This window comes from Mycobacterium sp. IDUB_17 (assembly GCF_055419465.1).
Genome location: NZ_JBVAXS010000002.1, coordinates 136,963 through 158,196 on the forward strand (window position 1 = coordinate 136,963; position 21,234 = coordinate 158,196).

A 21,234-nucleotide genomic window follows, 5' to 3' on the forward strand; every position below is an offset into this window, starting at 1 on the left:
CTCAGCCCTTCCGATCGGGGTGCTCGGCCAGTTCTTGCTCGGTGTAATACTTTTCGAGTTCGGACAGCTCGAACGTGGCCAGCAGGTCCTCCCTCATCGGCAGCTGCGACTCGGGCGTCACCGTCACGTCCGGCACCACCTGGTCGTCGCCGACCGCGCGGCACACCAGCAGGGTGTTGCGCCAGTTGGCATCCATGTCCGGATAGTCGTCGCGGGTGTGCCCGCCGCGGCTTTCGGTCCGGGCCAGCGCGGCCTTGGCCACGCACTCGCTGACCAGCAGCATGTTGCGCATGTCGATGGCCAGGTGCCAGCCCGGGTTGAAGACGCGACCGCCCTCCACGTTGACGTTGTGCACGCGGGTGCGGAGCTCGGCGAGCTTGGCCAGCGCCTCCTCGATCTCGTCGGCCTTGCGGATGATGCCGACCAGGTCGTTCATGCACTGTTGCAGCTCGGCGTGCAGCGTGTACGGATTCTCCGGATTCGCGTGAGATTCGAACGGCGCCAAGGCCAGTTCGGTGGCCTCGATGAGTGCGGCCTCTGAAACCTTGGGCCGTTCCGGCAGCGAGGCCACGTAGTCCGCCGCGCCGAGACCGGCACGGCGGCCGAACACCAGCAGATCCGAAAGTGAGTTGCCGCCAAGGCGATTCGAGCCGTGCATACCGCCCGAGCACTCGCCCGCCGCGAACAGGCCGGGTGTGGTCGCCCCACCGGTGTCGGGATCGACCTCGATGCCGCCCATCACGTAGTGACAGGTGGGGCCGACTTCCATCTCGTCTTTGGTGATGTCGACCTCGGCCAGCTCCATGAACTGGTGGTACATCGACGGCAGCCGCCGCTTGATCTCCTCGGTCGGCATGCGCGAGGCGATGTCGAGGTACACGCCGCCGTGCGGCGAGCCGCGGCCCGCCTTCACCTCGGAGTTGATGGCGCGGGCCACCTCGTCGCGGGGCAGCAGGTCAGGGGTGCGCCGCGCGGAGTCGTTGTCCTTGAGCCACTGGTCGGCTTCTTCCTCGGTCTCGGCGTACTGGCCCTTGAACACCGCGGGGATGTAGTCGAACATGAACCGCTTGCCCTCGGAGTTCTTGAGCACTCCGCCGTCACCACGGACACCCTCGGTGACCAAGATGCCCTTCACCGACAGCGGCCAGACCATGCCAGTGGGGTGGAACTGGATGAACTCCATGTTGATCAGGCCCGACCCGGCGCGCAGGGCCAGGGCATGGCCGTCGCCGGTGTACTCCCACGAGTTCGACGACACCTTGAACGACTTGCCGATACCGCCGGTGGCCAGCACGATCGCGGGGGCTTCGAACAGCACGAAGTTGCCGGTCTCGCGGTAGTACCCGAAGGCGCCGGCAATCCGGTCGCCGTCTTTGATCAGGTCGGTGATGGAGCACTCGTGGAAGACCTTGATCCGGGCCTCGTAATCGCCGAGTTCCCTCTTGTCCTCCTGCTGTAGCGACACGATCTTCTGCTGCAGGGTGCGGATGATCTCCAGGCCGGTGCGGTCACCGACGTGGGCCAGCCGCGGGTAGGTGTGCCCGCCGAAGTTGCGCTGGCTGATCCGGCCGTCCTTGGTCCGGTCGAACAGGGCCCCATAGGTTTCCAGCTCCCAGACCCGGTCGGGGGCTTCCTGCGCGTGCAGTTCGGCCATCCGCCAGTTGTTGAGGAACTTGCCGCCGCGCATGGTGTCACCGAAGTGAACCTGCCAGGAGTCCTTGGTGTTGACGTTGCGCATGGCTGCCGCGCAGCCGCCCTCGGCCATCACGGTGTGGGCCTTGCCGAACAACGACTTGGTCACCACCGCCACCCGCAGGCCGCGTTCGCGGGCCTCGATCACCGCGCGCAGACCCGCTCCGCCGGCACCGATCACGACGACGTCGTAAGTGTGCCGTTCCAACTCGCCCATGAAAATCCCCACTCGCCTTTCGCGTGTATGTACTTGTCGGCCAACGAATTCAGTTGGCCGACTCAGCCGATGAACCTGAGATCGGAGATGGTGCCGCTGGCCACCAACATGATGTAGAAGTCGGTGAGGACCAGGGTGCCCAGCGTGATCCAGGCGAAGAGCATGTGGCGGGTGTTGAGCTTGCTCACCTGTGTCCACATCCAGTAGCGCACAGGGTGTTTGGAGAAGTGCTTGAGCCGGCCGCCGGTGACATGCCGGCAGGAGTGGCAGGACACCGTGTAGACCCACAGCAGGATGACGTTGCCGGTCAGGATGATGTTGCCCAGGCCGAACCCGAAGCCGGACGGCGAATGGAACGCGGTGATCGCGTCGTAGGTGTTGACCAGGGAGATGAGCACCGCGGCGTAGAAGAAGTACCGGTGCAGGTTCTGCATGATCAGCGGAAGACGGGTTTCCCCAGTGTATTTCGCGTGCGGTTCGGCCACCGCGCAGGCGGTCGGCGACTGCCACACCGACCGGTAGTACGCCTTGCGGTAGTAGTAACAGGTCAGCCGGAAGGCCAACAGGAACGGCAGTGAGATGAACGCCATCGGAATGAACCACGGCAGCTCGCCGACCCATTGACCGAAGTGGCTCGATCCGGGCGCGCAGGCCGTGCTGACGCACGGCGAATAGAAGGGCGTCAGGTAGTGGTAGTCCTCTACCCAGTACGCGCTTCCCCAGAACGCCCGGACCGTCGCATAGACGACGAACGTCGCGAGCCCCAGATTGGTCAATAGTGGTGCCTGCCACCACCGGTCGGTCCGTAGGGTGCGTTGGGGGATCTGCGCTCGTGTAGGCGAGAAGACCCCGGTCGCGCGACGGTCAGCGGTGGGTGCGCTCACGGTTCCCTTTCTGGGGTTCAGTTGTTTCGTCGGGCGTCAAACGCCCGTGAGCTCAGCGGTATCCGCCGAGACCCTCGTCAGCGACGTCCTGCCAGAACTCGCTTCCGTATTGGGTGTCGGGGATGCCGATTTTCTCGCGGGCCTGTTGTTGGCGTGTTACGCCGTGACGCATCTCCAACTCTTCGGCGTCGATGTCCAACCGCTCGATATCGTTGAGGATCCGCTCGGCGTCGTTCATCACGCGGCGCATGGCAGGGGAATCCCCGTACTTCGACGCCAACGTGGTGACACAGCGACGCATGTCGCCGATCAGGTTGTGCAGTTCAGAGAACTCGGTGGTGGTGGACAAGTGACCTCCTCGGGCTGAAGGTGTCAGGGCTCACAGTACGACAACCAATGCTAGTCACATCACGATCCAGACGTGATGCGCATCACGTCAGAGGGGGTGTTGCGGACCGCTCGCAATGAGCCGCCCGAACCCGGGTCGTAGTGTTGGTTGCACCGGCTTCGCGCCTGGCCGAAGGACATCTGAGCAGGACATCTGAGCACCTGGAGGATCTATGAGTGAGACCACTTTGCGGGAGCGGGCGGCGACATTACTGGCGCTGCACCAACCCGGCAACCCCGTTGTGTTGCCCACTGTGTGGGATGCCTGGTCGGCGCGACTGGCGGTGGGCGAGGGCTTCTCTGCGCTCACCGTGGGTAGCCATCCGCTGGCCGATTCCATCGGTAAGGCCGACGGCGAGGTGATGTCGTTCGACGACCTGCTGACCCGGGTGCGGCAAATCACCGACGCGGTCGACGTGCCTGTCTCGGTGGACATCGAGTCCGGTTACGGCGAGCGTCCGGAGCGGCTGATCGAGGGTCTGCTCGACGTCGGGGCGGTCGGGCTCAACATCGAGGACACCGTGCACAAGGAGGGCAAGCGACTGCGCAGTTCGGCCGAGCACGCCGAGCTGGTGGGTCAGCTACGCGCGGCTGCGGACGCCGCGGGCGTGCATGTGGTGATCAACGCCCGTACCGACCTGTTCCTGCGCAACGACGGAGATGACGCCGACCGGGTTGATCGCGCGATCGCGCGGCTGTCCGAGGCCGCCGCTGCCGGTGCCGACTCGCTGTTCCCGCCGGGGCTGCGTGATCCGGAAGCGTTGGCGCGCTTGGTGTCTGAGGTGCCGCTGCCGGTCAGTGTGACCGTTCCGCCCGATACCGCCGAGCTAGCCGAACTGACGGCCGCCGGCGTCGGGCGCATCACCTTCGGTCCGTTCCTGCAGGCCGTACTGAGTGCGCGGGCCAAAGAGGTGCTCGGCCGCTGGCGGTAGCCGCCAGCGATTTGTGCAAACTGCCGCTTCTCGGCGTGCGATCTGTGCCAATAATGACGCACTGATACGTCGAGCAGGCAGGATGCATTGCGATGGATTGGCGCACAAGGCGCGTGGTGACGTTGGCGGCGGCGGGCGGGGTGGTGCTCAGCGGGATCGGCGCCCCGCCGGCCAGTGCTTCGTCGTTCTCGCCGTTCTCGAATCAGATCCGGAACTGTGATTTCGTCGCGGCACTGTTCCTCGACGGAATGGGGTCGGGTTCCGGCTCGGGATGGGCCGATGTCAGCAGCGACGGCTCGAATGTGAGTGCGCAGGTGCACATGCAGTCGGCCCGGCCCGACACCGACTATCAGGTCAGGCTCATCCAGCTGCCCCGCGCGTCGGTCGCCACGTGCAATCCGGGCGATCCGGGGGTGTCCGGGGGTGTGCTGCACACCGATGCCGGCGGTACCGCGACCATCAACGTGTCAGGGCCGTCCATGGACAAGGCGAACGCGGCCTGGGTGGTCGTCGAGGGACCGCCTGCGCCGGGACGCAGCCGTGGTGACGTCTACACCTCGGACTTCCTGGCGAAGTTCTGAGTTGCCCGAAAGCCGGTGGAATCCAACGGGTTCCACCGGCTTTCGGCGTCGTCGACTCACCGGAGGCGGATGCGCACGGCCAGGGCGGCGCACCCGATGACCGCGGCACCGCCGAGCACCGTCGACCACGTCAGCCGCTCGTGCAGTAGCAGTGCCGCCCAGCCGATGGTCATCACCGGCTGGATCAACTGCACCTGGCTCACCTGGGTCATCGGTCCGATGGCCAGGCCGCGGTACCAGGCGAAGAAGCCCAGGTACATGCTGACCGCCGCCAGGTAGCCGAACGCGGCCCACTGCACCGGCGTCGCATTCGGCGGCTGCTGTACGACGGCCAGCACCGTCAGGGTCAGCATCACCGGTGCTGCGACCACCAGCGCCCAGGACACCGTCTGCCAGGCACCTAGTTCCCTGGCCAGCAATCCGCCCTCGGCGTACCCGATCGCAGCCGCGAGAACCGCGCCGAACAGCAGTAGGTCCGGCCAGCCCAGATGACCGAATCCGGCGCCGTGGACCATGGCGAACACCACCGCGGCCAGCGCTCCGGCTGCGGCCAACGCCCAGAACGCGGCCGGCGGACGTTCGTGGCCGCGCAACACCGCGCACACCGCGGTGGCGGCCGGCAGCAATGCCACCACGATGGCGCCGTGGCTGGCGGGAACCACCGTGAGCGCGTAGGAGGTCAGTAGCGGGAAGCCCGCCACGACACCGGCTGCCACGACGGCCAGCCGGGCCCATTGCCGGGCCGAGGGCAGTGCCTGCCGGGTCAGGGCGAGTGCGGCCACCGCGATGGCGGCGGCGACGACGGCGCGCCCGGCGCCGATGAACAGCGGGGACAGTCCGCCGGTAGCCACCTTGGTGAACACGATGGTGAACGAGAACGCCGTGACGCCCAGCAGGCCCCACCACAACCCCGGGTGGGATAGCGCCGTCGAGTTATTCCGAGTAGCGCTACTCTGTATCAACATGGATAACGATAGCACTGAGCGGATCGTGTCCGGCCTGCGAAAGTGGATCGCCACCGCGCCGCCCGGCGCGCAGCTACCGTCCAACCGGGCCCTGGTGGCTGACTATGCGGCCAGCCCGGTGACGGTCGCCAAGGCCATGCGCACGCTGCGCAGCCTGGGGTTGGTGGAGAGCCGGCCGGGGGTCGGGACGTTTGTGCGGGCGGTACCCAGTGCGCGTCTGCCCGACTATGGCTGGCAGACCGCGGCGCTGCGGTCGCCACAGGCGCGGATCCCCGCACTGTCGACGCCGCTGCGCGGCGTCGCGCCTGACGTGATCGCGCTGCACGCCGGTTATCCCGTCCGCGAACTGCTTCCTCAACGGCTGGTCCGTACCGCACTCGCGCGAGCCGCCCGCGGGGACACCGCGCTCAGCGTGGCGCCGGCACCCGGCCGGCCCGACCTGCAGGCCTGGTTCGCCCAGGAACTGGCCGAGGCGTACGGCGCCGGCGTCACCGCGCCGACGGCTCGTGAGGTGATCGTGCTGCCTGGGAGTCAGAGCGGTCTGAGCTCGATCTTCCGCGCACTGGTCGGGTTCGGTCAGCCGATGTTGATCGAGTCGCCCAGCTACTGGGGGGCCATCCTGGCCGCGGCCCAGTGCGGCGTGCGGCGTGCGGCTGGTGCCCGTGCCCAGCGGGCCGCGGGGGCCTGAGCCCGAAGAGCTGTCGCGAGCCTTCGACGAGACCGGCGCCCGGGTGTTCTACGCGCAGCCCAACTACGCCAATCCGACCGGTGCCCAATGGGATCCAGAACTCGCGAGCCAGATTCTGGAGGTGGTTCGCAGCCACGGTGCATTCCTGGTCGAGGACGATTGGGCCCACGATTTCGGCATCGAGAGCACCTCCAGGCCGGTGGCGGCTTCCGACGACGCCGGACACGTCATCTATCTGCGGTCGCTGACCAAGAGCGTGTCACCGTCGATCCGGGTGGGGGCGATGGTGGCCAGAGGTCCTGCGCGGGACCGGATTCTGGCCGACCGTGGTGCGGAATCGATGTACGTCAGCGGGTTGTTGCAGGCCGCGGCACTCGACGTGGTCACCCAGCCGGCCTGGCGTACCCATCTGCGCGACCTGCGTCAGCAGTTGCAGGCCCGGCGTGACCTCTTGATCGCCTCCTTGGCCGAGCATGCCCCGGGCGCGCAGTTGGAACACGTGCCACGTGGCGGGCTGCATCTGTGGCTGCGACTCCCCGACGCGATCAACCTGCAGCGGCTGGTCCGCGACTGCGAGGCTGATTCCGTGTTGGTCGCGGCGGGCAACGAGTGGTTTCCCGCCGAGCCGTCCGGGCCGTACCTGCGACTCAACTATTCCGGGCCCGATCCGCAACGTTTTGCCGAGGCCGCCCGGGTCATCGGCCGGGCGCTGGCCCGCCAGCTGGGTTAGCTGGACCTCACGGCCGCGCGTCCTCACATGTGCGTCGCGCGGACCGTGAGCACACCGTGACGGGCGCGTCACACAGGGCGACAATTCGGCAACTTCGGGTTCCTAACCTCGCCATATGTCGTCAACACAGAACGTCGTGGTCGTCGGACACGGCATGGTGGGCCACCGCTTCGTCGAGGCGCTGCGGTCGCGTGACGCCGCGGGCACCTGGCGGGTCACCGTCCTGTCGGAGGAAGCTGACGCCGCCTATGACCGGGTCGGCCTGACCGGGTACACCGAGCACTGGGACCGGGCCAAGCTGGCGCTGCCGGGTAATGACTACACCGGTGACGACCGGGTCGATCTGCGTCTGGGATGTGCGGTCGCCGAGATCGACCGGGAAGCCCGCACGGTGCGCACCGCCACCGGCGAAACCTTCGACTACGACGCGCTGGTGTTGGCCACCGGGTCGTACGCCTTCGTGCCGCCGGTGCCGGGACGTGACCTGCCGGGTGTACACGTCTACCGCACGCTGGATGACCTCGACGCGATCCGCGCCAGTGCGCAGAACGCGCTGGACTCGAAGTCCCCGGTCGGTGTGGTGATCGGCGGCGGTCTGCTGGGCTTGGAAGCGGCCAATGCGCTGCGGCAGTTCGGCTTACGGACGCATGTCCTGGAGATGTCGCCGCACCTGATGTCGGCCCAGCTCGACGAGGCCGGCGGCACGCTGCTGAACCGGATGATGCGGGGCCTGGGTATCGAGGTGCACACCGCGGTCGGCACCGAGAGCATTCAGCCGGTGCAGCGGCACAAGCCGCTGCGCAAGTCCGACGTCGACGACTCGATGCGGATATCGCTCAACGACGGCAGCGCGATCGACGCCGGACTGGTCGTCTTCGCCGCCGGTGTGCGGCCGCGCGACGAGTTGGCCCGCGCCGCCGGCCTGGACATGGCGCAGCGCGGTGGTGTCCTCGCCGACCTGTCCTGTGTCACAAGCGATCCCAGCATCTATGCGATCGGCGAGGTGGCGGCCATCGAGGGCCGCTGCTACGGCCTGGTCGCGCCGGGTTACACCACGGCTGAGGTGGTGGCCGACCGACTGCTCGGCGGTGAGGCCGAGTTCCCCGGCGCCGACATGTCGACCAAACTCAAACTGCTCGGCGTCGACGTCGCCAGTTTCGGTGATGCGAAAGGGAATACGCCGAACTGCCTGGAGGTCGTGGTCAACGACCCGGTCAAGCAGACATACGCGAAGCTGGTGCTTTCCGATGACGCCAAGACGCTGCTCGGCGGCATCCTGGTCGGAGACGCATCGGCCTACGGTGTGTTGCGGCCCATGGTCGCCAGCGAACTTCCCGGAGACCCGCTGGCGTTGATCGCTCCGGTCGGAGACACTGACGGACCCGCGCTGGGCGTGGCCGCACTGCCCGACATCGCGCAGATCTGTTCGTGCAACAACGTCACCAAGGGCGATCTGAAGGAAGCCATCTGCGGCGGTTGCGACGACGTGCCCAGCCTGAAGAAGTGCACGCTGGCGGGCACGTCGTGCGGGTCGTGTGTGCCGCTGCTCAAACAGCTGCTGGAGGTCGAGGGTGTCGAGCAGTCCAAGGCATTGTGCGAGCACTTCAGCCAGTCGCGGGCCGAACTCTTCGAGATCATCGGCGCCACCGAGATCCGTACCTTCTCCGGCCTGATCGAGAAGTTCGGGACAGGAAAGGGTTGCGACATCTGCAAACCCACGGTCGCGTCGATCCTGGCCTCCACCAGCTCCGATCATGTGCTCGACGGTGAGCAGGCCTCGCTCCAGGACTCCAACGACCACTTCCTGGCCAACATCCAGAAGAACGGCAGCTACTCGGTGGTGCCGCGGTCGCCCGGTGGTGAGATCACCCCTGAGCAGTTGATCCTGATCGGCGAGATCGCAAGGGATTTCGACCTGTACACCAAGATCACCGGTGGCCAGCGGATCGACATGTTCGGCGCCCGGGTGGAACAGCTACCGCAGATCTGGGCGCGCCTGGTCGAGGGTGGCATGGAGTCCGGGCACGCCTACGGCAAGTCGCTGCGCACCGTGAAGAGCTGCGTCGGCAGCACGTGGTGCCGTTACGGCCAACAGGATTCGGTGAACATGGCCGTCGAGATCGAGAAGCGGTACCGGGGCTTGCGTTCACCGCACAAGATCAAGATGGCCGTCTCGGGTTGTGCGCGTGAATGCGCCGAGGCGCAGAGCAAGGATGTCGGCGTCATCGCCACCGAACAGGGCTGGAACCTCTACGTATGCGGTAACGGCGGCATGTCTCCGCGGCACGCCCAGTTGCTGGCAGGCGATCTCGATGACGAGACCCTCGTCCGCTACATCGACCGCTTCCTGATGTTCTACATCCGCACCGCCGACCGGCTGCAGCGCACCGCGCCGTGGCTGGAGGCGATGGATGGCGGACTCGACCACTTGCGCGATGTCGTGTGCAACGACTCCCTCGGTCTGGCAGCCGAATTCGAGGCGGCCATGGAGCGCCATGTCGCCGGCTACGCGTGTGAGTGGAAGGGCGTGCTGGAGGACCCGGAGAAGCTGTCGCGTTTCGTGTCGTTCGTCAACGCACCCGACGTGGACGACCCCACCATCACGTTCACCGAGCGCGGCGGTCGCAAGGTGCCGGGGGCAACCGACATCGGGATGCCGAAGGTCCGCGGATTTCAGGAGGCGAAATGACACTGCTCGACGACCACAAAGACGTTCACGCCGCGACGCCTGGGGAATGGACGACGGCCTGCCGGTATGACTTCCTGATGCCGTGCCGCGGCGTCGCGGTACTGCTGCCCGACGGCTCGCAGGCGGCACTGTTCCGCCTCGACGACGGGTCACTGCACGCGGTGGGCAACATCGATCCGTTCTCCGGTGCCGCCGTGCTCTCGCGCGGGATCGTAGGTGATCGCGCCAGCCGGGCGGCCGTGCAGTCGCCGATCAAGAAGCAGGCCTTCGCGCTCGATGACGGTAGTTGTCTCGACGACGACACGGTGTCGATCCCGGTCTACCGGACCCGGATCACTCCGGGCGGGTTCGTTCAGATCTCCGCCTGATCGGTCGCCCGGCTCCAGTGCGCGTCGCGCCCCTGGAGCTTGCGGCGCTCCACTGCGCCGCGGCGCTCCAGCACCGTCAGATTGCGGTACACAGACTCGATTACGACCGGTGCGCGGAAGTGCTGGTGCATGTCGTCACGTAGCTGGGCAGTGGTCATCGGCCGTGACGTGCGTTCCAGAGCGTTGAGCAGGTGCTGACGCAGACGTTCGGCCGGGACCCGGTCACCGGGTCGCACTGCCGTGCGCGTCGTCTCGACGGGCTGCGCCCGCCGGTGTTGTCACCTGCACCTTTGCCTGTACTCCTGCCGAATCGCCCGATGAATCGCGATAACGATAGCTGAGTTTTCGACCCGGATCTGACGCGGCGATCCGCTGGCAAACGGTCAGAGGCTCGTTACTCAGGCAAACACCTGGACAGAGGTGGTTTCGCAGGGAAATTTGCCAGATTTGCACGGTCCGGAATGTCTCCAAAGCTGTGGTGCGCATCTCTCTGGCTAACTAGAATGGTTCGCTGGGTGTGTTTAAACTCCCTCTCAAGGAAGCGTCGTCAGAGGGGCTGACAAGGGATGTTTGCGCGTTCGGTAATGAATTTGGTGGGGGCGGCCGCGATGCTGGGCGCACTCGGGGCAACGTTCATGCCCCTGGCCTTGAATGCCGTGGACCGTGCCGGTCAACCCATCCCGTGCGGTAACGGAGCGCAGCCGGATTACAGCGTCGCCGCCCAACAGGACCGGCTCAACCTGGACCAGTACACGCTCGCCGGACCGGGATTCATGGCCAGTGATTACGTCGAGCAATGTTCGGCGATGGTCAGTACGCGGCGATCGGCGTTCTTCTCGGTGGCGGGCGCCGGTGGCGCACTCCTGCTCGTGGGATGTGCCGGGCCACTGATCGCCCGGTCGCTCCGCTCACGCGGCGGCCGGCAGGCTCAGTACCCCGGCACGGCGGAACCGGTTGGCAATCAGCCGAACCATGCCGGGGTGGGTGCCGAGCGGTTCGCCCACGAGGTCGGCGCCGGATTCACGCAGCCGGTCCTGGAACAGCCCGTCGGCGAGCAGGTAGGACGCCACAGCTATGCGGCGATGGCCGCGGCTGCGCTGCGCGGCGACGGCTTCGGCAACGCTCGGCGCCCCGGTGGCGGCGAAGGCCAGTTCTACGCGGTCGCCGGTCACGGCTGACAGCAGTGCGGCGGTGCGCCGAAGGTCGGACTGGGCGCTTCGGTCCGAAGTTCCGGCGGCCGCGAGGATCACCGAATCGCCTGGCCGCCATCCTGATTCGATGAGCCGATCGGCGAGAACCCGCACGGTTCCCTGGCAGGGTCCCAGCGGCTGGGTGACTGTCACGGACGGGTGCTCACTGGCCGCCACGTGGTCGGGCACGTCGACCCGGACGTGGTATCCGGCAGCCAGGAATGCGGGCACCACCACTGCCGGGCAGTCCATGGGTAGCGATGCGAGAACTTCGCTTGGCGTCGGGCCCACCACGTCGACGAATGAGACGTGCACGGGCCGGCCGAGCATGTCGGACACCCGCGCGGCGAGATCGCCGATCATCGCGACACCGCCCGGCTTGCGGGTTCCGTGGGCGACCAGGACCAGGCTCATCGCGCCCGGGCCATCTCGGTTTCGTCGACGGCCAGCCGGTAACCCCGTTTGACGACCGTCGACACGATGTTCTTGTCTCCCAAGGCAGTACGAAGCCTCAGCACCGCGGTCTCGACGGCGTGGGTGTCGGTGCCGGTGCCCGGCAGTGCGCTGAGCAGATCGAACCGCGACACCACCGCGCCCGGGTGGTGCGCCAGTGCGCGGATGGTCGCCATCCCGGCCGGGGACAGCGACTTGACCGTGCCGTCGACCAGAACACAGGTGCCCCGGATCTCGAGCGTGTGCCCGGCCACCCGGACGGTCCGCGCCTGCAGCAGCGGCAGCTCGTCGGTGATGTGACGGGCCAAGGCGCCCAACCGCATCCGTTCCGGTGCCGAGGTCGGAACCCCGAGCCGGACCAGTGGTCGCGCGGTGACCGGGCCGACGCACATGGCGTGGACGTCGGTGCGCAGCGCGGCCAGTACCCGGTCGGCAATGTCCATCTCGGTGGCGCGCATGAGCACCGAGGCCACCGCCATCGCCGAGGTGAAACTGACTGCGTCGAACCGTCGTTCGGCGATTCCGGCGACCATCTGGTCGAACTCGCCGTCCCGTGGCGCGGGGTGCCAGCGGTAGACCCGGATCGGCACCACCTCGGCGCCGCCGGCCCGCAACTCATCGAGAAACTCGGGGAACGGGTCCCATTCGTCGGTGGCCCCGTGTAGCTGCACCGCGATGCGTTGCCTGTCGACGCCCTGTTCGATGAGGTAGCGCAACACCTCCCGGGAGGATTCCGATTCCGGTGACCATTCCTCGGGCAGGCCCGCTGCACGCAACGCCCCCGTGGCTTTCGGGCCACGGGAGACGATGCGGGCGTTGCTCAGGGCGTCGGTGAGCTCGGTGGCCAGGCCCCAGCCGTCGGCGGCGGCGAACCAGCCGCGGAAGCCGATCCCGGTGGTCGCCACCACGATGTCCGGCGGCACGTCGATCAGCGACGCGGTGTGGGCGCGCAGCTCATCGTCGTCGGGCAGCGGAACCATCGTGATGGCGGCCGCGCTGGTCACCGTCGCGCCGCGCCTGGTCAGCAGCGCGCTCAGCTCGTCGGCACGTCGGGCGGAGGTCACCGCCACACGAAACCCTGTGAGCGGTGCCCAGTCGGGCTCGTTCATGGATCCAGTGAAGGCAGCTTGTGTTTCCAAGTGATTACCCGGCCATTGCCGAGGCGTGTCGGTCTGCCGGGGCCGTTGGGACGGCCGTAGCAGCGGGCCGCCGGACGTAGCGGAACCAGGTGCATGCCGAGGTCAGCACGTAGAACGCCAGGAAGATGCAGAACGCCGCGGTGGCTGACCCACTGGACAGGTAGGACTGGCGAAGGGCCAGGTTGATACCCACACCGCCGAGGGCACCGATGGCACCGGCGAATCCGATCAGTGCGCCCGACATGGACAGCGACCACCGCTGCCGCTCGTCTTCGCTGACCTGCAGGGAGTGGCTGCGGGCCTCGAAGATCGACGGGATCATCTTGTAGACCGAGCCGTTGCCCAGGCCGCTGAGCAGGAACAGGGCGATGAAGCCGATGACGTAGCCGGTCATCATCAGGCTGTTGGGAGCGTGCGGCGTGTGACCTCCGTTGTCGGGGCTGAACATGCTGATCGCGACCAGCATTCCGGCCGCCAGGATCATGCCGCCGAACACCGCCAGGGTGACCCGGCCGCCACCGATCCGGTCCGCCAGCTTGCCGCCGTACACCCGGGACAGCGAACCGAGCAGCGGGCCGATGAAGGCGATCTGCGCGGCGTGCAGCGAGGCCTGGGCAGCGGTCTGGCCGCCTGCGGCGAAGTTGATCTGCAGCACCTGGCCGAAGGCGAACGCGAAGCCGATGAAGGATCCGAAGGTGCCGATGTAGAGCAGCGAGATCATCCAGGTATCACGTTCTGCCAGAATGGCTTTCATCGCCCCCAGATCGATCTTGTGCTGCTCGAGGTTGTCCATGTAGAGGGCCGCGCCGATGCCGGCCGCGGCCAGCGCTACCAGGTAGACGGCGCACACCCAGTACGGGGCGCGGTTGCCCGCGGTGGCGATCACCAGCAGGCCGACCAACTGGATCATCGGTACACCGATGTTGCCGCCGCCGGCATTGAGCCCCAGTGCCCAGCCTTTGAGCCGCTGCGGGAAGAAGGCATTGATGTTGGTCATGGAGGAGGCGAAATTGCCGCCGCCGAAACCGGCGAGGGCCGCGCACAGCAGGTAGGGCCACAGTGGCAGTCCCGGATTCGCCAGCAACACCATCGTTCCGACGGTGGGGATCAGCAGGACGAAGGCTGAGAACACCGTCCAGTTGCGGCCGCCGAAGGTGGCGGTGGCCAGCGTGTAGGGGATGCGCAGGCAGCCGCCGACCAGGGTGGCGGTGGCGCCCAGCAGGAACTTGTCACCGGCCGAGAAGCCGTACACAGCCTCGGGCATGAACAGGACCATGACCGACCAGATGGACCAGATGGAGAAGCCGACGTGTTCGGCGAACACCGACCAGATCAGATTTCGTCGCGCGATGTATTTGTTTCCGGCTTCCCAGGCCAGCGTGTCCTCGGGATCCCAATTGGTGATGCGGTTCGACTTCAGCAGAATGGGCATGGCGCAAAAGTAGGAAGCGTTTATTGCGGAGGCGCTCCCCGCGGTGACCCGGTCGTGAAATTCCGCTCACCCGCTCACCTACATGGATGTGAGCCTGTGCTTTCTGGTGGTTACCAGACGTCCCCGTCGCGCCAGTCGCAGGTGATCTCCGCGGTGGTGTCGAGCTCCATGCCGGCGGGCAGGTCGATCGGCAGCACGAACAGCGACCGGTCGTCCTCGGGTGTGCGCGTCACACCGGCAGGCTTCAGCACCGAGGTCGGGCCCTGCCAGGGCACCCAGCCGCGGGCGATGTAGATGTCCGTGGCGGTCGCCGACGAGCTGAGTGCGCCGAGTTGGTAGGCGCCGCGCAGCACCTGTTCGACGGCGTCCATGACGGCGGTGGCCAGGCCCTGGCCTCGCCAATCCTCGCGTACCGCCACGGCTTCCACGTAGCCGCAGCGCAACGGGATGTCCCGGTAGATCAGGCGCCGCTGCACCACGGCGGCGTGCGCGATCAGCGCACCGTGATGGCAGATGAACGCGTGCATGCCGCCGAGCGAGTGCTCCCAGTCGGCGTCGGTGAAGTCGCCCTCGAACGCCTCGATGACCATGCGCCGGGCGCCCTCGCGGGTCTCGTGGTCGAGATCGGAGGTATGGACCAGACGCGCGGTGTGCAGGATTCCGCCTCGGACGGACGGCGCGCTGACATCCTGGAAGGCCACACCCATGTTCTACCAGCGCTGCGCGCCGGTGTCTCTACGTTGCCGGCCGTCCAGCGCATAGGCCGCGCTCCCCGGGCGCCGTTTTCCACACCTGGGTCGTTGATCGCCGGCGGATCGCAACCCTGACGTAGAAAATGACGACGGGCATGGTCCAGACGACTATCCCTCGAACGGCCGGCGGGGGTGCACCCAGTGCAGCCGTACGGTCTGGCCCGGCCGGACCTGGCCCAGCTTGTCGATGTCTTCGTCGGTCACCACACCGATCACCGGGTAGCCGCCCGTGACCGGGTGGTCGGGCCCGAGGATCACCGGAAAACCGTTGGGCGGTATCTGGATTGCTCCGCGGGTTGCGCCCTCGCTGGGCAGTTGCCGTTCCGGCCAGCGGTAATCCAGCGGCATGCCGACCAGCCGCATCCCTACCCGGTCGCTATGGGTGGTCACCAGCCAGTTGGTCCGGATCAGCACGTCGGGGTCGACGAACCAATCGTCGCGCGGGCCGGGCACCACATTGAGTTCCAGCACGTCGCCGGAGATCGAGGCGACCGGGGCCTGGTCCGTCTCGGGCAGGTCGGCGGTGTGCGCACCGACCGGCAGGACGTCGCCGGGCCGCAGCGGTGCCGGGCCGATCGCCGACATCACGTCGTAGCTCCGCGAACCAAGGACCGGTTCCACGGCAATGCCGCCGCGTACCGCCAGGTAGCTGCGTAGCCCCGAGTGTGGGGCGCCCAGTGAGATCACCTCGCCGTCGCGCACGCGGTGAATGCTGTTGGTGCCGAACGGGATTCCATTGACCGCCGGGTCCGTGTCGGCGCCGGTGACCGCGATGGAGACATCGCCGCCGACAACCCGGGCGGAGAATCCGCCGAACATCACCTCGATGGTGGCGTGTTCACCCGGATTGGCCACCAGGCGGTTGGCCAGCGTGTGGGACCGGCGGTCGGCGGCACCGGAGCGGGTGACGCCGAGGTGGGCCATTCCAGGGCGGCCGAGGTCCTCGACTAGTGCCAGCGGTCCGGTGCGCAGTACTTCCAACGTTGTGGTCATGGTCTGCTCCTCGCGGCTAGCCGATGGCCCGGAACTGCACCCACGTACCGGGGGTGAGCAGTGCGGGTTGGTCCCGATGTACGTCGAACATCACCGCATCGGTGCGTCCGATCAACTGCCAGCCGCCGGGCGACTGCCGTGGGTAGATGCCGCTGAACTCGCCGGCCAGTCCCACCGCCCCGGCCGGGACACTGGTGCGGGGCTCGGCCCGGCGTGGCACATGTAGTCGCTCGTCGCCCCCGACGAGGTAGGCGAATCCGGGAGCGAAGCCCATGAATCCGACCTGCCACGGGGCGCCGGTGTGTGCCGCGATCACCTGCGCCGGGGTCAGCCCGGTCAGTGTCGCGACCTCGTGCAGGTCGGCGCCGTCGTAGACCACGTCGATGGTCACGTCCGCCTGCCCGGCAGGGCGGATGGGTGCCGCGCCGGGTTGCAGCCGCAGCTTGCCCAGCCGTTGCCGGGTGGGCGCCTGGTAGCGAGGATCGGCGAGCTTGATCAAGATCGTGCGTGACGCCGGCACGATATCGAGCACACCGAGCAGTTGGGCCGCCGTGAGCGTGGCGGTCCACGCCAAAACATCCGCCGTGCTGTCGAACTCGAGCAGCAGAGCCTGATCGCCATAGTCGCGGGCGGTGCCTGGGTTCAGGCTCGGTCCCGCGTCCATCACCTCTGATGTCACACTCATGACCTGAAGCTACCCGTCGGTAGCTAAGAAAGCTCCGGCTCTATGAACCTTGCCAGAGGTGCCTTATCGAAGCCTCACACGGCGGCCTGATATGTGGGCTCGCGGTGCTTGATGGCGGCGATCACGCGGTAGGTGATCGGCAGCATGACCACCTCGACCGCGGTCTTGTAGATCCAGCCCAGCGCCGTGTAGGTGACGAAGTCGCCGAAGGTGCTGATGCCGATCGCGCTGGCCGCGATGCCGCAGAAGACCAGGGTGTCGCCGAGCTGGCCGGCGAAGGTGGATCCGACCAGGCGGGCCCACAGGTGCTTCTCCTTGGTGCGTTGCTTGATGGCGACCACGACCCAGGCATTGATGGTCTGCCCGACGATGAACCCGGCCAGGCCCGCGATGATCAACTGGGTGTAGGCGTGGACGATGTTCTCGAAGTGTTCCTGATTCGTGTAGAAGTCCGCCGCGGGCAGGTAGATGGTGATCCAGAATGCCAGTGCAGCAAGGATATTCATCGAGAATCCGAGGAATATGGCGCGGCGGGCGGCCTTGAATCCGTACACCTCGGAGAGCACGTCGCCGATCACGTAGGTGAGCGGGAAGACGATGAAACCGCCGTCGGTGATGATCGACCAGTTGCCGATGATCGGCCCGAAAGCGACGCCTTTGGTGGCGGTGACGTTCGAGACGATCACCAGGGCCGTGAAGACTGCGACGAGCACCGGATAGTAGGCCGAGCCGACGATGGCGGTACCACGGTGCGCGGAGTGTTCCTGGGTGCTTGTCACCCGGTCATCTTGTCAGGTCAGCGCCCGGTTGAGCAGGAGCGGCAGCTGATCGGCCACCACCGGGTAGGACAGCGGCGAGGCGAACGCGATCGCGCCGGCCAGGTCTTTTGGGGTGAAAACGTGCCGTTTGCGGGTGGTGGCCCGCAGGCCGGCGATGGTCGGGTCGGCCAGTAGGGCGTCGCGCTCCTGATCACTCTCGGTGGTCCAGATCAGTACGTCGGCGGCGTCGAGCACCGAGGCGATGTCCGAGCGCGGGATCAGCTCCGGTGTCGGGGGCACGGCGAAGCCCATCTGGGTGAGAAATTCAGTTCGCCATCCCGTCTGGGTTTGCACACCGTCGCGGAACAAGGTGCCGGCCAGCAGCATGGCCTTCTTGCCGGCAAATCGCGGGTTGTTGGTGGCCACCGCCTTGAACTTGTCGTCCGCTCCGGCGATCAGGCCGGTCATCGCGTCGTTCTGGAAGAGCGCCTGCCCGATGAGGGTGGCCTGGTCGCGCCATGGTTCGAAGAACGCGTCGGGTCCGGACTGAGCGATCGTCGGGGCGATCTCGGAGAGCTTGGCGTAGGTGTCGGCGTCGAGCCCGGCGTTGGTGGCCACGATCAGGTCCGGTTTGAGGGCTGCGATCTCGTCGACCTGGATGCCGTCGTTCAGGCCGAGGACGGTGGGCTGGGCGCCCCCGAGTTTCGGTTGCGCCCAGGGCCACACCGCGAATGGCTCGCCTCCGAACCATTCGGTCGTCGCGACCGGGACGACGCCGAGCGCCAGCAGGTCGTCCTGTTCGGTGAATCCCGCGCTGACCACCCGTTGTGGTGGTCCTGGGACGTTGGTGTCGCCGAACAGGTGGCGGACGGTCACCGAACCGTCTTTCGCGATTTCGCCAGGCTTCTGCGTGCTACATGCGGCGACCAGGGTCATCGCAGCGCTGACCGTGAGAAACCCTCGCCGCGACCAGGTTGTCGGCACTTAGCCAGGGTAACGGCTACCCCGTGCCGAAGCTGCCGAACAAGCCGCCGAACAGGAGGGAGGCCAACCCGAGCGCCACCATGATGTTGACCACGGTGGCCGCCGCGAACAGCACGACGGGCCGCCATCCGGCCTCCTTGAGGCCGCGCAGTGAGAACTCCAGCCCGATCGCCACGAAAGCGAAGATCAGGAACCAGGTCCGCAGGTCGTTCACTGTTGCGATCGCGGCCTTACCGTCGGCCACGAACTGCAGATACAGCGTGCCGATAACCGAGGCGGCGATGAAGCCGAGCACGAATTTGGGGAAGCGATCCCAGAATTCGCGCAGCGACGGACGTGCCACAGTTGCGTCCGGGTCGCCCGATTGCCGCTCGACCTTCAGGGCGAAGTACGCGGTGAGCGCGATGGCGACGATGCCGATCAACGCGTTCTGGGTGGTCTTGACGATCGTGGCGATCTGCAACGCGTGCTCACCGGCGATCGTGCCCGCGGCGGCCACGGCGGCGGTGGTGTCGATGTTGCCGCCGATCCAGGCTCCCGCGACCGCGTCGGACAGGCCGAACACATCGGCGAGCCAAGGCAGCAGGAAGATCGAGGGGAGGGCGAACACGATGACGAGCGACGCGGCGTAGGCCAGTTGCTCCTTCCGGGCCTGCACCGCCCCGGCCGCCGCGATGGCCGCGCTCACCCCGCAGATGGAGACCGCTGAGGCCAGCAACGCCCGTAGTTTGTCGTCGAGGCCGAGTCGCCCGCCCAGCCACCAGGTGAACCCGAAGACGATCGAAATCAGCAGCAGGGCTTGGATGATCGCCGGTCCCGCGGCGGTGGCGAGCACCTTGAGGTTGATCGACGCGCCCAGCAGGACCAGGCCGGCCTTGATGAAGAACTCGGTGCGAAAGCCTTGCGACAGAGCGTCGCGCAGCGCGAACTTGGCCAGGATTGCGTTGCCGATCAGGCCGAGAGCGATTGCGTAGAACGGAAATTCGACTGATTTCGCGATCTTGGCCAACCCTGTTCCAGACGCCCAGTGGGGTACCTGGGTCTCCAGGAATCGGGTCGCCGCGCCCAGTGCGATGACCACGAGCACACCGGCGACGGCGTAGCCGATCTTCGATGTGCGCTGCTGCGAGCGTTCTTTGGTGCTGGTCATGGGATCACGCTGCCGGGGATGGCGCCGACGAGCACGAGGGTCAGTAGGGTGAGGCCGACGATCACGGCCAGCCAGTCTTCGTTCACGCGCGTGAGGTTAGGTGGGCTCGAATCTGGCGGGGAGCCTTGCAATCTGTGCGAGCACAACCGGTTACGAACGAGGTGCGCCCCGGCATGGGACCGGATATTGTCGATAGCGCGTATTTGGGCGTCCCCGGGATTTATTCTCGGCTCACGGGGACCTACTGAGGAGTGGTCATGCGGAGCATGTGGCGTCCAGTGTTACTCGGACTGGCCGGTTTGACCGTACCCATCACCATCTCCATCAACACGGCCCCTCCCGCCGCCGCGGAATGTATCGATGCCGGCGGTTCCACGGTGTGTGCGCAGGGCAGTGTCCGGGGTGGGGGACCCACGCCGCCGAAGGCGGGCCCCTACTACCCGTATTACTGCGCCAACGACTGGTACTGCGCCGGCGGGGGCTTAGAAATCAACATCGACCCCCGCCCACCCGACAACGGCGGTGGTGGCGGCGGCTGGCGGCCGGGGCGTCCATGAGCCTCAGCTCAGTTATCCGAGTCGACTTAGGAGCCACCATGTTCACCCGTGTGATCGCCACCGGCGCAATCGGCCTGTCGCTCTTGGCCGTTGGCGCGCCTATCGCTGCCGCAGATGAGCCGAACTGCACCGCTGCCGACCTGGCCGGCGTGATGGCCGGCGTCCGCGCGGCCAGCGCGGCCTACCTGTTCACCCATCCCGACGTCAACGACTTCTTCACCAGCCTCAAGGGGCAGTCGAACGACCAGATGGCTGATTCGGTGCAGGCTTACCTCGAGGACAAGCCGCAGATCCGGGCCGAACTGCAGGGCATCCGGCAACCGGCGACTGATTTCCACAACCGCTGCGGGTAGCCCGCAACCCTAGGCGGCCGGGACTGATCAGGGCAGAACCAACCCGCGCAGAAGCACCGCCAGTCCGTACTCGAATGCGTCGTCGGCCCGCGCGGGCCGGGATGCGCCGGTGGCCAGCGCGGCGGTCAGCTCCGGACCGACTTGGGCCCCGGACTCCCACGGTCTGTCGGGGGCGGTCAGGTCGAGGGCAGAGCCCAGCACGTAGTTGTCGACCAGGGTGATGGTCCGCAGCGTGTCGGTGGGGCTGTAGCCGGCGCGGGTCAGGGTGACGGCCAGTGCGTTGTACATCGTGAGCGCCTGGCTGCTGTTGACGGCATGGGCCGTGAGCAGGGGAATCAGTCGCGGGTAGCGGGCGAAGCTGCTGCGGTACGAGCGCATGATGTCGGCCAGGATCTCGGCCCACGGCCGATCGGCGTCGAGGTCTGGCAACTCCACTTCCGACATCGCCCGTTCGCGGAGCAGTTCGACGATCTGCTCGCGCCCGGACACGTGGTTGTACAGCGATGACGGGCTGACCTTGAGTCTGCGGGCCAGTTCGGGGATGGTAAATCCCCCCGTCGTGTTGACGAGATCCATTGCCGCACTGGCGATCCGGTCCAATGACAGGATCGGTATCGATGGACGTCCCATGGCCTGTTCCCCCTCAATTTCATCT

Annotated in this window: 21 protein-coding genes and 1 pseudogene; 7 read left to right on the forward strand and 15 right to left on the reverse strand. The window is 66.8% G+C overall.

All coding sequences use genetic code 11. The features are described from left to right. Position 1: 1 nt before the first annotated feature. The 3 genes from ACZYZ7_RS07780 to ACZYZ7_RS07790 all read right to left on the reverse strand — a co-directional run bounded on the left by ACZYZ7_RS07780 (position 2) and on the right by ACZYZ7_RS07790 (position 3,142). Entirely contained in the window at positions 2-1,909 is a 1,908-nt protein-coding gene (locus ACZYZ7_RS07780) for a fumarate reductase/succinate dehydrogenase flavoprotein subunit (protein WP_463740588.1), read from the reverse strand. 62 nt (positions 1,910-1,971) lie between these two features. Then, on the reverse strand, positions 1,972-2,793 hold the full coding sequence (locus tag ACZYZ7_RS07785) for a hypothetical protein (protein ID WP_463740589.1): 822 nt from the start codon (positions 2,791-2,793) through the stop codon (positions 1,972-1,974). A 52-nt stretch (positions 2,794-2,845) separates the two neighbouring features. Further along, positions 2,846-3,142, reverse strand: a complete 297-nt coding sequence (locus ACZYZ7_RS07790; RefSeq protein WP_135451638.1) for a hypothetical protein — start codon at positions 3,140-3,142, stop codon at positions 2,846-2,848. Positions 3,143-3,353: 211 nt separating this feature from the next. Here ACZYZ7_RS07790 and ACZYZ7_RS07795 point away from each other — a divergent pair, with 211 nt between their 5' ends. Both ACZYZ7_RS07795 and ACZYZ7_RS07800 read left to right on the forward strand, forming a co-directional pair. Further along, a complete protein-coding gene (locus tag ACZYZ7_RS07795; protein WP_463740590.1) occupies positions 3,354-4,112 on the forward strand; it encodes an isocitrate lyase/PEP mutase family protein in 759 nt (252 codons plus the stop codon). 92 nt (positions 4,113-4,204) lie between these two features. Further along, positions 4,205-4,693, forward strand: a complete 489-nt coding sequence (locus ACZYZ7_RS07800; protein ID WP_450069661.1) for a hypothetical protein — start codon at positions 4,205-4,207, stop codon at positions 4,691-4,693. A gap of 56 nt (positions 4,694-4,749) precedes the next feature. On the opposite strand, the gene ACZYZ7_RS07805 is transcribed toward ACZYZ7_RS07800, so the two are convergent. Next, entirely contained in the window at positions 4,750-5,658 is a 909-nt protein-coding gene (locus ACZYZ7_RS07805; protein ID WP_463740591.1) for a DMT family transporter, read from the reverse strand. Here ACZYZ7_RS07805 and ACZYZ7_RS07810 point away from each other — a divergent pair. The 3 genes and pseudogenes from ACZYZ7_RS07810 to nirD all read left to right on the forward strand — a co-directional run bounded on the left by ACZYZ7_RS07810 (position 5,657) and on the right by nirD (position 10,133). After that, positions 5,657-7,076 (forward strand): annotated as a pseudogene (locus ACZYZ7_RS07810) (aminotransferase-like domain-containing protein). The gene ACZYZ7_RS07805 and the pseudogene ACZYZ7_RS07810 overlap by 2 nt on opposite strands. A 115-nt stretch (positions 7,077-7,191) precedes the next feature. Next, a complete protein-coding gene (nirB, locus tag ACZYZ7_RS07815; RefSeq protein WP_135451642.1) occupies positions 7,192-9,765 on the forward strand; it encodes a nitrite reductase large subunit NirB in 2,574 nt (857 codons plus the stop codon). Further along, positions 9,762-10,133, forward strand: coding sequence for a nitrite reductase small subunit NirD (gene nirD, locus ACZYZ7_RS07820; protein ID WP_463740592.1), 372 nt, complete (start codon positions 9,762-9,764; stop codon positions 10,131-10,133). The genes nirB and nirD overlap by 4 nt, the downstream gene beginning before the upstream one ends. On the opposite strand, the gene ACZYZ7_RS07825 is transcribed toward nirD, so the two are convergent. The 10 genes from ACZYZ7_RS07825 to ACZYZ7_RS07870 form a co-directional block, all read right to left on the reverse strand. Continuing rightward, positions 10,118-10,369 (reverse strand): transcriptional repressor, encoded by a 252-nt coding sequence (locus ACZYZ7_RS07825; protein WP_090433722.1) that lies wholly within the window; start codon positions 10,367-10,369, stop codon positions 10,118-10,120. The two genes, nirD and ACZYZ7_RS07825, sit on opposite strands and share 16 nt — an antisense overlap. 672 nt (positions 10,370-11,041) lie before the next feature. Then, entirely contained in the window at positions 11,042-11,737 is a 696-nt protein-coding gene (locus ACZYZ7_RS07830) for a sirohydrochlorin chelatase (protein ID WP_463740593.1), read from the reverse strand. Further along, entirely contained in the window at positions 11,734-12,885 is a 1,152-nt protein-coding gene (locus ACZYZ7_RS07835; protein WP_450069656.1) for a uroporphyrinogen-III synthase, read from the reverse strand. The genes ACZYZ7_RS07830 and ACZYZ7_RS07835 overlap by 4 nt, the downstream gene beginning before the upstream one ends. Before the next feature lie 34 nt (positions 12,886-12,919). After that, positions 12,920-14,347, reverse strand: a complete 1,428-nt coding sequence (locus ACZYZ7_RS07840) for a nitrate/nitrite transporter (RefSeq protein ID WP_450069655.1) — start codon at positions 14,345-14,347, stop codon at positions 12,920-12,922. 110 nt (positions 14,348-14,457) lie between these two features. After that, entirely contained in the window at positions 14,458-15,048 is a 591-nt protein-coding gene (aac(2')-Ib, locus tag ACZYZ7_RS07845; RefSeq protein WP_135451647.1) for an aminoglycoside N-acetyltransferase AAC(2')-Ib, read from the reverse strand. A gap of 159 nt (positions 15,049-15,207) precedes the next feature. Further along, positions 15,208-16,092: a 5-oxoprolinase/urea amidolyase family protein gene (locus ACZYZ7_RS07850; protein WP_135451648.1), complete on the reverse strand. Its 885-nt coding sequence runs from the start codon at positions 16,090-16,092 to the stop codon at positions 15,208-15,210. Between the two features lie 16 nt (positions 16,093-16,108). Further along, on the reverse strand, positions 16,109-16,777 hold the full coding sequence (locus ACZYZ7_RS07855; protein WP_450069654.1) for a 5-oxoprolinase subunit B family protein: 669 nt from the start codon (positions 16,775-16,777) through the stop codon (positions 16,109-16,111). A gap of 74 nt (positions 16,778-16,851) precedes the next feature. Next, on the reverse strand, positions 16,852-17,556 hold the full coding sequence (locus tag ACZYZ7_RS07860) for a queuosine precursor transporter (protein WP_450069653.1): 705 nt from the start codon (positions 17,554-17,556) through the stop codon (positions 16,852-16,854). Positions 17,557-17,568: 12 nt separating this feature from the next. Next, positions 17,569-18,519 carry an ABC transporter substrate-binding protein gene (locus ACZYZ7_RS07865; protein ID WP_450069652.1) on the reverse strand — a complete coding sequence of 317 codons (951 nt, stop codon included), beginning with the start codon at positions 18,517-18,519 and terminating at the stop codon, positions 17,569-17,571. Between the two features lie 16 nt (positions 18,520-18,535). After that, positions 18,536-19,669, reverse strand: coding sequence for a YeiH family protein (locus tag ACZYZ7_RS07870; protein ID WP_450069651.1), 1,134 nt, complete (start codon positions 19,667-19,669; stop codon positions 18,536-18,538). 257 nt (positions 19,670-19,926) lie between these two features. On the opposite strand from ACZYZ7_RS07870, the gene ACZYZ7_RS07875 reads away from it, so the two are divergent. Both ACZYZ7_RS07875 and ACZYZ7_RS07880 read left to right on the forward strand, forming a co-directional pair. Further along, positions 19,927-20,226 carry a hypothetical protein gene (locus tag ACZYZ7_RS07875; RefSeq protein ID WP_450069650.1) on the forward strand — a complete coding sequence of 100 codons (300 nt, stop codon included), beginning with the start codon at positions 19,927-19,929 and terminating at the stop codon, positions 20,224-20,226. Positions 20,227-20,264: 38 nt separating this feature from the next. After that, positions 20,265-20,579 carry a heme-binding protein gene (locus ACZYZ7_RS07880; protein ID WP_450069649.1) on the forward strand — a complete coding sequence of 105 codons (315 nt, stop codon included), beginning with the start codon at positions 20,265-20,267 and terminating at the stop codon, positions 20,577-20,579. A 27-nt stretch (positions 20,580-20,606) separates the two neighbouring features. Here ACZYZ7_RS07880 and ACZYZ7_RS07885 read toward each other — a convergent pair whose 3' ends face one another. Further along, on the reverse strand, positions 20,607-21,209 hold the full coding sequence (locus ACZYZ7_RS07885) for a TetR/AcrR family transcriptional regulator (RefSeq protein ID WP_450069648.1): 603 nt from the start codon (positions 21,207-21,209) through the stop codon (positions 20,607-20,609). Positions 21,210-21,234: the final 25 nt, after the last annotated feature.

What these genes read in the sequence shown, in the direction of transcription:
- ACZYZ7_RS07830 (WP_463740593.1), bottom strand. Translation starts at nt 11,737, where the DNA reads ATGAGCCTGGTCCTGGTCGCCCACGGAACCCGCAAGCCGGGCGGTGTC.
- ACZYZ7_RS07850 (WP_135451648.1), bottom strand. Translation starts at nt 16,092, where the DNA reads ATGACCACAACGTTGGAAGTACTGCGCACCGGACCGCTGGCACTAGTC.
- ACZYZ7_RS07795 (WP_463740590.1), top strand. Translation starts at nt 3,354, where the DNA reads ATGAGTGAGACCACTTTGCGGGAGCGGGCGGCGACATTACTGGCGCTG.
- ACZYZ7_RS07805 (WP_463740591.1), bottom strand. Translation starts at nt 5,658, where the DNA reads ATGTTGATACAGAGTAGCGCTACTCGGAATAACTCGACGGCGCTATCC.
- ACZYZ7_RS07835 (WP_450069656.1), bottom strand. Translation starts at nt 12,885, where the DNA reads ATGAACGAGCCCGACTGGGCACCGCTCACAGGGTTTCGTGTGGCGGTG.
- ACZYZ7_RS07885 (WP_450069648.1), bottom strand. Translation starts at nt 21,209, where the DNA reads ATGGGACGTCCATCGATACCGATCCTGTCATTGGACCGGATCGCCAGT.
- ACZYZ7_RS07780 (WP_463740588.1), bottom strand. Translation starts at nt 1,909, where the DNA reads ATGGGCGAGTTGGAACGGCACACTTACGACGTCGTCGTGATCGGTGCC.
- ACZYZ7_RS07880 (WP_450069649.1), top strand. Translation starts at nt 20,265, where the DNA reads ATGTTCACCCGTGTGATCGCCACCGGCGCAATCGGCCTGTCGCTCTTG.
- ACZYZ7_RS07870 (WP_450069651.1), bottom strand. Translation starts at nt 19,669, where the DNA reads ATGACCAGCACCAAAGAACGCTCGCAGCAGCGCACATCGAAGATCGGC.
- ACZYZ7_RS07800 (WP_450069661.1), top strand. Translation starts at nt 4,205, where the DNA reads ATGGATTGGCGCACAAGGCGCGTGGTGACGTTGGCGGCGGCGGGCGGG.
- ACZYZ7_RS07840 (WP_450069655.1), bottom strand. Translation starts at nt 14,347, where the DNA reads ATGCCCATTCTGCTGAAGTCGAACCGCATCACCAATTGGGATCCCGAG.
- nirB (WP_135451642.1), top strand. Translation starts at nt 7,192, where the DNA reads ATGTCGTCAACACAGAACGTCGTGGTCGTCGGACACGGCATGGTGGGC.
- ACZYZ7_RS07855 (WP_450069654.1), bottom strand. Translation starts at nt 16,777, where the DNA reads ATGAGTGTGACATCAGAGGTGATGGACGCGGGACCGAGCCTGAACCCA.
- nirD (WP_463740592.1), top strand. Translation starts at nt 9,762, where the DNA reads ATGACACTGCTCGACGACCACAAAGACGTTCACGCCGCGACGCCTGGG.
- ACZYZ7_RS07875 (WP_450069650.1), top strand. Translation starts at nt 19,927, where the DNA reads ATGCGGAGCATGTGGCGTCCAGTGTTACTCGGACTGGCCGGTTTGACC.